Here is an 11,391-nt window from a genome sequence, read left to right as displayed (position 1 = left end):
TTTTTATTAAGCTTGTGGACGGCTATGATGTTTTCTTTCGCCGCGTCCATTTGAAGATCCTGGGCGACCTTGACCTTCACCTCTACGACCACGACTACCACCATCACGATTACGATCACGGTTTCCATCACGATTGCGATCACGGTTTCCGTCACGATTACGTCCATCACGGTTACGACCATCGCCACCACCGCGTCCATCACGACTACGATTACGGTTACCATCACGGTATCCGCCTCCGTTACCGCCACGTTTTTTAGAACCGCCACCTCTTGAAACAACTGGTGGTTCTGATGTTAAAGCAATCGGAGTTGTATCCGGCTCTTTAGTCATCATTTTTAAAGCAGCAGCTACTACTGTTACAGAGTCATTCTCTTCTAAAATTTCTTCTGCAATACGCTTGTAGTATGATAAGTTCTCATTTTGAATCGTGCTTTGAAGTTTTTCAGCGATTAAACGTTGTTGACCTTCTAATGCCTCATCAAGTGTCGGTGCTTCCATGCGATCAACTTTACGTTTTGTTGTACGCTCGATATTTTTTAATTGTCCTGATTCACGTGGTGTTACAAATAACATTGCAATACCTTTTTTACCTGCACGGCCAGTACGACCGATACGGTGAACGTATGATTCTGGATCTTGTGGGATATCGAAGTTGTATACGTGTGTTACGCCTGAAATATCAAGACCACGTGCAGCAACGTCTGTTGCAACAAGAACTTCAATAGCACCTTCTTTAAATTTACGTAATACAGACATACGTTTCGCCTGTGTTAAGTCACCATGAATACCTTCTGCTGCATAACCACGTAAGTTTAATGCTTCTGATAATTCATCAACACGACGCTTTGTACGACCGAATACGATCGCAAGCTCTGGAGATTGAATATCTAGTAAGCGTGTTAACACGTCAAACTTTTTCTTTTCTTGCACTTCTAAATAGAACTGCTGAATGTTTGGCATTGTTACTTCTTTTGCTTTTACTTTAATGTGTTGAGGCTCAGTCATGAAACGCTCAGCAATACGACGGATTGGATCTGGCATTGTCGCTGAGAATAATAATGTTTGATGTGTTTCTGGCACATCTGTTAAAATCGCTTCAATATCTTCAATGAAGCCCATGTTTAACATTTCATCCGCTTCATCAAGAACAACAGTCTCTACGTTTTGTAAGCGAAGTGTTTTACGGTTAATATGATCTAAAATACGACCCGGCGTACCAACAATAATGTGTGGGTGTTTTTTTAGAGCACGAATTTGGCGGTTAATATCTTGACCACCATAAATTGGTAGAATACGAACACGTTTATGTTTACCAATTTTGTATAGCTCTTCTCCAACTTGAATTGCTAATTCACGCGTTGGCGCGATAACAATACCTTGAACTGCTTCTTTATTTGTATCCACTTTATCTAATAGTGGTAATCCGAATGCTGCTGTTTTCCCTGTACCTGTTTGCGCTTGCCCAATAATATCCTTACCTTGCAATGCATGTGGAATTGTTTCAGCTTGAATCGGCGTAGCCTCTTCAAAGCCCATACTTTCAACCGATTGCAGTAAAGACTCACTTAATCCTAATTCTCGAAATGTTGTCAATGTTACTTCTCCTTTTCTATCCTATACTTATCATTTAAAAAAAGGCGTTTTCCGAATTTGCGGAAAAGCCCTTTTCCTGAATGTTCACGTATATAACCGGGCGTATATTCTTCACGAAAATACTTCTAAACGTTATTACACTTTATCAATTATAAGTTTTGTATGTGTAAAAAGCAAACCCAACTGTTACCTTATTTTATATTAAGGGCCTTTTTCTTTACTTTTATTTTTTTATCATTTACTGTAAGCGCTTATTATAAGTTTCTTCTATTTTCGTGACTATCATCCCTATTTATATACACCAATTATTTCAACATCGTAATTACTTCTTCTAATTTCATACCGCGAGATGCTTTTATTAATACAACATCTTTGGCATCGACTACCGCTTGTAAATCTCTTACTAACTCTTCTTTATTATCATACGCCTTTACACGTTCATTAGGGAAATTAATTTTCGCTCCTTCAGCAATTTGAGCTCCTAATCTACCGTATGTGAATACATGTGCGATTTTTGCTGGATCGATTAATTTACCTACCTCATAATGGAACTGCACTTCTTGATTTCCAAGTTCTAACATATCACCGAGCACAACGATTTTTTTAGTAAATCCATCTAAACCATTCATTAAATGGAATGCTGCCTCCATAGCCGTCGGACTTGCATTATAAGCATCGTTGATAATTGTTAATCCACTATCCGTTTTTACAATCTCCATACGCATGCCCGTCATTTGAAGTGTTACTAAACCTTGTTTCATTTCTTCCCACGTCACCCCAAAATGTGTCGCAATTGCCATTGAAGCAAGTGTATTGTACACATTATGTTTTCCTAACACCGGTAGGTAGAATGAAATATTTTCATCTCTATTCATTTTAAAATGTGTCCCAGTTGCCTGTAATGTTACAGTTGTTGGATAGTAATCGTTGGCTCTTGCATCACCAAACGTAACTGTTTCTGCTGCTAAATTCATTTCAGGAACACGATTCGTTAATAACGGCTCATCTCCATTATATACGAACACGCCACCTTCTTGTAACCCTGTAACAATTTCTAATTTCGCTTCAGCAATTGCCTCACGAGATCCTAAATCCATTAAATGTGCCTCACCAATATTCGTAATGATAGCTGCATTAGGACGAGCTAACTTAGATAAAAATTCAATCTCTCCTCGGCTTGACATACCCATTTCTAATACAGCTACTTCTGTATTTTCTTCTAAGTTTAAAATAGTGAGAGGTAACCCAATATGGTTATTGAAATTTCCTTCTGTTTTTTGAACTTTGAACTTAGTCGCGAGAATACTTGTCACAATATCTTTCGTGGATGTTTTACCGTTACTACCTGTCACACCAACAACTTTAACATCCAATTGATCGCGATAGTTTTTCGCTAACATTTGCAGTGCAGATAGCGTATCTTCTACAAAAATAACCGGAAGATTCTCGGGTGGATTTGCTACATCTTTCATCCATAATGTAGCTACAGCTCCATTTTCAACTGCTTTATCTACAAAAGCATGTCCATCGAAACGCTCCCCTTGAATCGGAACATATAAGTTTCCTTTTTCAATTTTTCTCGTATCAATAGACACGCCTTGAATAATAGTTCCCTCATATTGCTCTGCTAATCCAGTACCATTTACCATCTGTTCTACTTGCTTTAACATTCGCTTTATCATATAGAAACGCTCCTTACATAGAGGAAGCACTATTCCTACGAATAGTGCTTCCTCCTTTTTTTGTTAGATTGTATATTTAATTTTTTGTTTTTCTTCGTGACGTTCAATCGCTAAACGAATTAGCTCTTCGATTAACTCTGGATACGGTAACCCAGTATGTTGCCATAATAGAGGGAACATACTAAACGGTGTAAATCCTGGCATAGTGTTTACTTCGTTAATATACACTTCTCCGTCTTTCGTTAAGAAGAAATCAGCTCGCGTTAAGCCTGCACCATCTAATGATTGGAACGCAATAATTGCATCACGCTTAATCACATCAGATTCTTCTTCTGTCATTTCAGCTGGAATAATTAACGCCGTATCACCATCGATATATTTCGACTTATAATCATAGAAGTCCTTTTTCGGAACGATTTCACCTACAACTGAACATTTCGGCTCATCATTACCTAGTACCCCCACTTCTACTTCACGACCTACAATATTTTCTTCTACAATAATTTTGCGATCAAATTGGAATGCCTCTACAAATGCATTCTCAAGTTCTTCACGATTTTTACACTTATTAATACCAACACTTGAACCAAGGTTTGCTGGTTTTACGAAACAAGGATATCCTAACTTATCTTCTACTTTAGAATAAGCTTCCTCACGATCTTTTTCCCATGCACTGCGAATGAAAGACGCATATTTTGCTTGTGTTAAACCAGCCTCTGCAAAGATGTTTTTCATAACAACTTTATCCATACCAGCAGATGATGCTAGAACACCATTTCCTACATAAGGAATATTCATCAATTCTAATAGTCCTTGAACCGTTCCATCTTCACCGTTTGGTCCATGTAGTAATGGGAAAATAACGTCAATAGCGTTTTCCTCAGAAGCTGCAGATGGAATAATCTCTGTACTTAATGATAACGGAGAAATCGCATTTTCTGCACTACTCATTTTTAAAGCTTCAACATCTGTTACTTCGCCTTCAATACGCTCACCACGTACCCATTGACCTTGTTCTGTAATATAAATTGGATGAATCTCGAATTTATCTTGATTTAACGCTTTAATAGCAGCAAGAGCCGTCTGTAACGAAACTTGATGCTCAGCTGATTTTCCACCATATAATAAACCTAATTTAATTTTTGTCACTGAAATCACCCTAACCAATTGTTTTCATTTTTCTATTTTAGCACTTTTTATAAAAATAGGTAGTTCCTATTTGAAATAAAATGTAACTTCCACAAATAATTAAATGACACCACTTATTGGTTTTCTACACTTTTTCTATTCCACTACTATACAAAGGTGAATTTTAAAATGAAATGGTAATCCTATCTAGTTATGTACCTAAAATATGTAGAAATCCCCTTTTTTGTGTATGTCACCTATTTACTAAGAAGATTGTTTGGTTAGTGTATCTTTTTGCCTTTGCTCAACAAGGCGATCTAAAGAAATATATACAATACCTGCAACTACACATCCTACAGCTAAAATTGTAAATAGAAAGTGGCCAAGTAATCGATCTAATAAAAAGCCTCCCAAAAGTGGACCAAATGCGCTTCCTGTAATCCACTGCAAACTTGCAGCGCCCATATAAGTCCCTCTCAAATGCTCAGGTGCCAAGTTTGCTACAAATGTCATTTGTACAGGCGACATAATCATCTCACCTAACGTATATATAGCATAAACGAACAGTAGTGTTATTAAAATAACTGTAGCATTTGTATTAAACTCTCCAAACCACTTCGGTAACCACCCTATAAAAAATAATCCAATCCCGAACAAACATGCACCATATAACATCGTCTTCCCGACTGGTTTATCCGTAGCCCATTTTGAAATTTGAAATTGGAATAAAACAACTAATAGTCCGTTTAACGTCATTAAATATGGATATGGATTATTCGTTCCAAAAATACGCTTCATTTCGTTATCAAAATGTAGTGGCAACATGCCTTCTGTTTGAGAAAACCCCATCGAAATGATAATACCTGCTAATAAGTAAATCATTAATACCTTATCTCGCATTACAATTTTCCAAACTGCCCCAGATTCCTTTTCTTTATGTTCTTCCTTATCTGTCCTCTTTGGCATCGTCTCTTGAATAAGAAGTAATACAAGTAACGCATAAAATAGCATTGTAGAAGAGGCAATAATAAACACAAGATTCTTTGACAACACAACTACTGATGCTCCCATTATCGGACCAATCGCAGCACCTATATTGTGTCCCATTCGTAATAAACCATATGCCTCTGTTCTTTTTTCTGGTGCCGTTACATCTGCGACCATAGCTGATGCAGCTGGATGAAATAAAGAATTACTCAATCCTAAAAAAATAGATAAAATTGCATATGGAATAAATCCTTCTATAAATAGAAAACCGAGCATTAATAATGCATTACTTGCCATAGAAAATATCATAATCGGTTTTCTTCCATATATGTCAGCAATTCTTCCTCCTATAAGTGATCCAAAGCTTGCAGCAATTGGAGAAAGCGCCATAATAACCCCAACTTCCAACAACGAATCTACCTTATCTTTTAAATATAATGCAAAAAAAGGCATTAACATCATCATTGCAATTCCATTTAACGTCTCTCCAATAAATCGAATCCATACGTTACGGTCCATCTCCCTTAACTCACGCCACGTATTTTTCATCATTTCACCCCTTTAGTTAGCCAACAATTATCTTATAATAAGTTCAGAAAAATGTAAATTTTCAAATAAAAAAATCCATTCTAACAGAATTAGAATGGATTTTTTTCGCTTATAAATTCGCAACATCTTCTTCTTTTTTACTATTATTTAAAGCACTATGTTTTCGGCTATATAAGAAGTAAACCGCTATACCAATAACCATCCATATCCCAAAACTAATCCATGCTGTCCCCGATAATTGAAGCATTAAGTATAAACAGAAAATCACTGTTAACGCTGGTAAAAACGGTACAAGCGGAGCCTTAAATGCCCTTGGTAAGTCTGGATGGGTTCTTCTCATTACAATTACCGCAACAGCTACGAGTGCAAATGCTGACAATGTCCCCATGTTTACAAGATGTGCTAAAACATTTAAATCTATTAATCCTGAAATCAGTGCCGCAATAATTCCCGTTGTCCATGTATTTAAAAATGGCGTTTTAAATTTCGGATGAACTTTAGCAAGACGCTTCGGCAGTAAACCATCTCGGCTCATCGCATAAGAAACACGAACTTGCCCATACATCATAACTAGCATTACTGTTGTAATTCCTGTAATTGCTCCTACTGAAATTACTCCAGCTAAGCCATCTTGTCCAATAAATTGAAGTGCAAAAGCAACTGGATCTGATATATTTAACTGTCCGTATGGAACAATTCCTGTCAAAATAAGCGAAACAACGATATAAAGAACTGTACAAATTAATAACGATGCAATAATACCAATTGGTAAATCACGTTGCGGACGTTTCACTTCTTCTGCCGCTGTTGAAACTGCATCAAATCCTATAAATGCGAAGAATACTGTAGCCGCTCCAGCCATTACACCATCTAAACCAAACGGCATAAAAGGCGTCCAGTTTTCAGGTTTCACATAATTAAAACCAGCAAAGATAAAAATAAGAACAACTGCTATTTTAATAAATACCATAATGTTATTTACTCGTGCACTTTCACGAACACCCCTAGATAAAAGAACTGTCATCACTAAAATAATTAGAACTGCAGGTAGATCAATTATTCCACCCTTCCCTGTACCAGGAGCCGAGGAGAGAATAGTCGGAATGTGAATTCCAAACCCCTTTAATAAAGATTGAAAATATGCAGACCAACCGTTTGCTACAGCAGATGTAGCAAGTAAATATTCAAGCATTAGATCCCAGCCAATTAAAAATGCGAATACTTCTCCCATCGTCGCGTATGTATACGTATACACACTGCCCGATACAGGAACTGAAGAAGCAAATTCAGCATAACAAAATGCAGCAAAGGCACAAGCTAGCGCGGCAATCGCAAATGATAATATAATAGCTGGCCCAGAATGTTTCGCTGCCACAACACCCGTTAGAACAAAAATACCAGTTCCAACAATTGCTCCGATTCCAAGCATAGTTAAATCTAGCGCGCCCAATGTTCTTGCTAACGTTTTTTGCTTACTTTCTTGCATTAACTTTGCAATTGGCTTCTTTTGAAAAATTTGCTTCATCTTTCACTCCTCCAAGTTTTAAATTTTCTGAAAATTTTTAATTCGCTTTTTTATTTTACTCATTACGCTTTTCCTAGTCAATACTTTTGTCGAAACAAGTAGAAATTCTTCTGAATATGCACTATCCTTATCATTCTTTCTATATATCTTTCGACAACTCTTTTTGGTATTATTATACATGTCGATTCCACAAAAAAAGGCATGCTCCCTTATTGAGAGCATGCTTTTTTTACTTATTTCACAGTATATGAACCTTGTTCAATCCAGCTATACATATACTTTTCATCTTCTGTTTCATGTGCTTGTTTTACAATACGAAGCGGACGGAATGTGTCTATCATAACAGCTAATTCAAGTGTCTCTTTCTTCCCTATACTTGCCTCTGTTTTCCCCGGATGCGGCCCATGGGGAATCCCGCTCGGATGAAGTGTAATAGAACCTTCTTCCACACCTTTGCGACTCATAAAGTTTCCTTCTACATAGTAAAGAACTTCATCACTATTAACATTACTATGATAATATGGTGCCGGAATTGACTCTGGATGATAATCGTATAAACGTGGTACGAAAGAGCAAATAACAAAATTATGCCCTTCAAATGTTTGATGTACTGGCGGCGGCTGATGAATGCGCCCTGTAATTGGTTCAAAATCCTCTACATTAAATACCCACGGATACAAATAGCCATCCCATCCAACAACATCTAACGGGTGGTGTCCTAAAACATGTTTGTGCATATAACCTCTTGATTTTGTCATTACGACAAAATCGCCTTTTTCATCATAGGTCTCTAATTTTTCTGGACCACGAAGATCTCTTTCACAAAACGGACTATGCTCTAACAATTGTCCGTATTCATTTCGATAACGACGCGGCGTTGTAATTTGGCTATTCGCCTCTACAACAAGAAACTTAGTCTCTCCTTCATCTGGAATAACACGATAAATCGTTCCAATTGGGATCGTTACATAGTCGCCTTTTCTATAGTGAATCGTTCCAAACATCGTTTCAATTTCCCCTGTTCCATAATGAACAAATAACATTTCGTCGCCATCACCATTACGATAGAAATAATCCATTTTTTCTGTTGGGCTCACTACTCCAATTAACAAATCTTCATTTCCAAGTATGAAATTTCGTCCACTTATTGCATCACCACTTTTTTTATTTTCTTTCGTTCGGAAGTGGCGATGAGAAAGAGCAACATCCTCTTCATACTGCAACTGACAAGAATGCGATAATGCAGAATGACCTACTTCTGTTGGCATATAGTGATGATACAAAATAGACTGCGTACCAGAAAAACCTTTTGTTCCCATTACCTGTTCACGATAAAGCGATCCATCTTTTTTACGAAATTGTACATGTCGTTTATGAGGTAGTTCTCCCATGTGACGATAAAACATGCCCATCACTCGCTTCCTTTTCTTTTTTGATCGTATTACGCAGTGTACCTAAACCAGTAATCGACAGCTCTACAACATCTCCATCTTGTAGCCACTCTTCTGTACCAAGTTCTAAAATACAGCCTGTTCCTACTGTCCCAGAACCAATCACATCTCCTGGATATAATGTAACGTCCTCTGAAGCACGTTCAATCATTTCAGCAAATGTATAGTAAATATCTTGGAAGTTTCCCTTTGATAATAGTTTTCCATTTACATGAGCAGTCATTTCTAAATCATATCGATCTCCATTACGATAAACATCTAATTCCTCTTTCGTAACAAGATGTGCTCCTAACGAAGTTGCAAAGTCCTTTCCTTTCGCTGGACCGAGACCTACTTTCATTTCTGTTGCTTGTAAGTCTCTCGCACTCCAGTCGTTCATAATACAATAACCAAAAATATATTCCTCTGCTTGCTCACGAGAAATATTTCGCCCTTCTTTTCCTATTACGCAAGCGATCTCCAACTCGTAATCAAGCTTTTTAGACTTTTTCGGACCAATTACAAAATCACCGGAACCAATTACAGCACGATGATTAGTAAAATAAAAAACCGGAATATCGTACCATTCAGGCACAACATCTAGTCCTCTTCGTCCGCGAGCTGTTTTTACATGTTGTTCAAATGCGTAAAAATCTCGAATACTACTCGGATTAGGAAGAGCAGCTGTCAATTGTACTTCTTCTAAAGCATATATACCCTTATTTGGATTCTTAACATTCCTCACTACTTCTACATACTCATCAGCTTTCTCTAAAAAAGCCATCATAGAAGAAGGGATTCTCCCTTCACTAGCAAGATTCATATCTATTACTTTGTCACCTTCAAGCCATCCAGCCCGTATTTCTTTTGAAGGAAGACGAAATGTAACAAATTTCATCCTGATTCCTCCTTATAAAAATGAAATTTCCACCAGCAAAGGGACTTTTGCTGGTGGATATAAATCTTATAAGTTTCCGCGACGCTCTTGTTCTCTTTCAATTGATTCGAATAACGCTTTAAAGTTTCCTTCACCAAATCCACGAGAACCTTTACGTTGAATGATTTCAATAAATAAAGTCGGGCGATCTACAATTGGTTTCGTAAAGATTTGTAGTAAGTAACCTTCATCATCACGATCTACTAAGATCTTTAATTCTTTTAGCTTATCAATTTCTTCATCGATTTTTCCAACTCGTGCAGTTAACTCATCATAATAAGTATCAGGTGTATCTAAAAACTCCACCCCATTTGCACGAAGCGCTTCAACTGTTTTAACAATATCACTTGTTAATAAAGCAAGATGCTGTACACCAGCTCCATTATAGAATTCTAGATACTCTTGAATTTGTGACTTTCTCTTTCCGTCTGCTGGTTCGTTAATCGGAAACTTAATACGGCTTCCATTCGTCATAACTTTCGACATTAACGCCGAATACTCTGTACTAATATCGTCATCATCAAAATGAATCATTTGTTTAAAGCCCATGACATTCTCGTAATAACTAACCCACTCTTCCATTTTTTCAACATTACCAACTACATGATCGACAGCAATTAAACCAGACTCTTCAAATGGAATATTAAACTCTACCTTTTGGAATCCTGGCATAAATGCCCCTTTATAATTTTTACGCTCTACAAGCGTATGAATTGTATCACCATACGTACCAATAACTGCTTTTTTCAATGTACCGTCCTCATCTGTTAATTCCTCTGGTGGAGCAATTGCGACGGCACCACGTTTCACTGCTTCTGAGTATGCTTTATCAACATCATCAACAAGTAGTGCCACATCCTTCACGCCATCACCATGAGTCTTTACAAACTCTGCAATACGATTTTCACTACTTAAAGCTCCAGACACAACGAAACGCATATTTTTTTGCACAAGAACATAAGATACCTTTTCACGGTTTCCAGTTTCTAATCCAGAGTAAGCCACAATTTTGAATCCGAATGCTCTCGCAAGATAATAACTCGATTGCTTTGCATTCCCTACGTAAAATTCCAAATGATCTACATCACGTACTGGAAAAAAGTCCTCCATTTGTGCAGCTAGCGTATCCATAGATTTTTGTTTCATAATATCTTCATCCCCCTGTAAATAGATTAAATGGTCCATACTTAAAACCAACCGAAAACGCTTCCAACATTAATTAATAGAAATTAGTTAGCAAGCTAACAAATTCTGACCTTTAAAATTTTCTATCTTTTCTGTCAAATTCCTCTTTTTTTCTTACATATAAAATTCGACTTTTTTCTCTTTGAAATAAAGTGAAACTTTAATCAGTGGATTTTTGATTATTCGTTGAATCAAGTTGCAACCGCAGCGTCTAATTAGCCATGGATACTAAATAATGAGGTAACTTTAATACTTGAAGGTATATAAGAAGAAAATAAAAAAGACTCCAACATATTAACTACTTACTAATACGTTAGAGTCTTTATTTTTTTTGAATGATTGTATTTATATATATCATACTAATACACTTGC

Annotated in this window: 8 protein-coding genes; all 8 read right to left on the bottom strand. The window is 36.9% G+C overall.

Annotated elements, in window-relative coordinates; translation table 11 throughout:
* Window positions 1-6: 6 nt before the first annotated feature.
* The gene (gene cshA, locus MR160_RS30720) at window positions 7-1,596 is read right to left on the bottom strand and encodes a degradosome RNA helicase CshA (RefSeq protein ID WP_242298975.1); all 1,590 of its coding nucleotides are present in this window, start codon (window positions 1,594-1,596) and stop codon (window positions 7-9) included.
* Between the two features lie 305 nt (window positions 1,597-1,901).
* A complete protein-coding gene (gene murF, locus MR160_RS30715) occupies window positions 1,902-3,278 on the bottom strand; it encodes a UDP-N-acetylmuramoyl-tripeptide--D-alanyl-D-alanine ligase (RefSeq protein ID WP_000595968.1) in 1,377 nt (458 codons plus the stop codon).
* 63 nt (window positions 3,279-3,341) lie between these two features.
* A complete protein-coding gene (locus tag MR160_RS30710) occupies window positions 3,342-4,427 on the bottom strand; it encodes a D-alanine--D-alanine ligase (protein WP_000161435.1) in 1,086 nt (361 codons plus the stop codon).
* A gap of 243 nt (window positions 4,428-4,670) precedes the next feature.
* Window positions 4,671-5,942 carry an MDR family MFS transporter gene (locus MR160_RS30705; RefSeq protein WP_086403029.1) on the bottom strand — a complete coding sequence of 424 codons (1,272 nt, stop codon included), beginning with the start codon at window positions 5,940-5,942 and terminating at the stop codon, window positions 4,671-4,673.
* Between the two features lie 109 nt (window positions 5,943-6,051).
* On the bottom strand, window positions 6,052-7,467 hold the full coding sequence (bcaP, locus tag MR160_RS30700; protein ID WP_000809361.1) for a branched-chain amino acid transporter BcaP: 1,416 nt from the start codon (window positions 7,465-7,467) through the stop codon (window positions 6,052-6,054).
* Window positions 7,468-7,700: 233 nt separating this feature from the next.
* Window positions 7,701-8,873: a homogentisate 1,2-dioxygenase gene (locus MR160_RS30695; protein WP_242298976.1), complete on the bottom strand. Its 1,173-nt coding sequence runs from the start codon at window positions 8,871-8,873 to the stop codon at window positions 7,701-7,703.
* Window positions 8,839-9,795 carry a fumarylacetoacetate hydrolase family protein gene (locus tag MR160_RS30690; protein ID WP_000673996.1) on the bottom strand — a complete coding sequence of 319 codons (957 nt, stop codon included), beginning with the start codon at window positions 9,793-9,795 and terminating at the stop codon, window positions 8,839-8,841. Before MR160_RS30690 ends, MR160_RS30695 begins: the two co-directional genes overlap by 35 nt.
* A 66-nt stretch (window positions 9,796-9,861) precedes the next feature.
* The gene (hppD, locus tag MR160_RS30685) at window positions 9,862-10,980 is read right to left on the bottom strand and encodes a 4-hydroxyphenylpyruvate dioxygenase (protein ID WP_000810920.1); all 1,119 of its coding nucleotides are present in this window, start codon (window positions 10,978-10,980) and stop codon (window positions 9,862-9,864) included.
* Between the last annotated feature and the right edge of the window lie 411 nt (window positions 10,981-11,391).

It is taken from the genome of Bacillus cereus group sp. BfR-BA-01382 (assembly GCF_022663475.1).
Taxonomy (GTDB): domain Bacteria; phylum Bacillota; class Bacilli; order Bacillales; family Bacillaceae_G; genus Bacillus_A; species Bacillus_A thuringiensis_S.
This window is presented reverse-complemented; position numbering and strand designations above follow the sequence as displayed.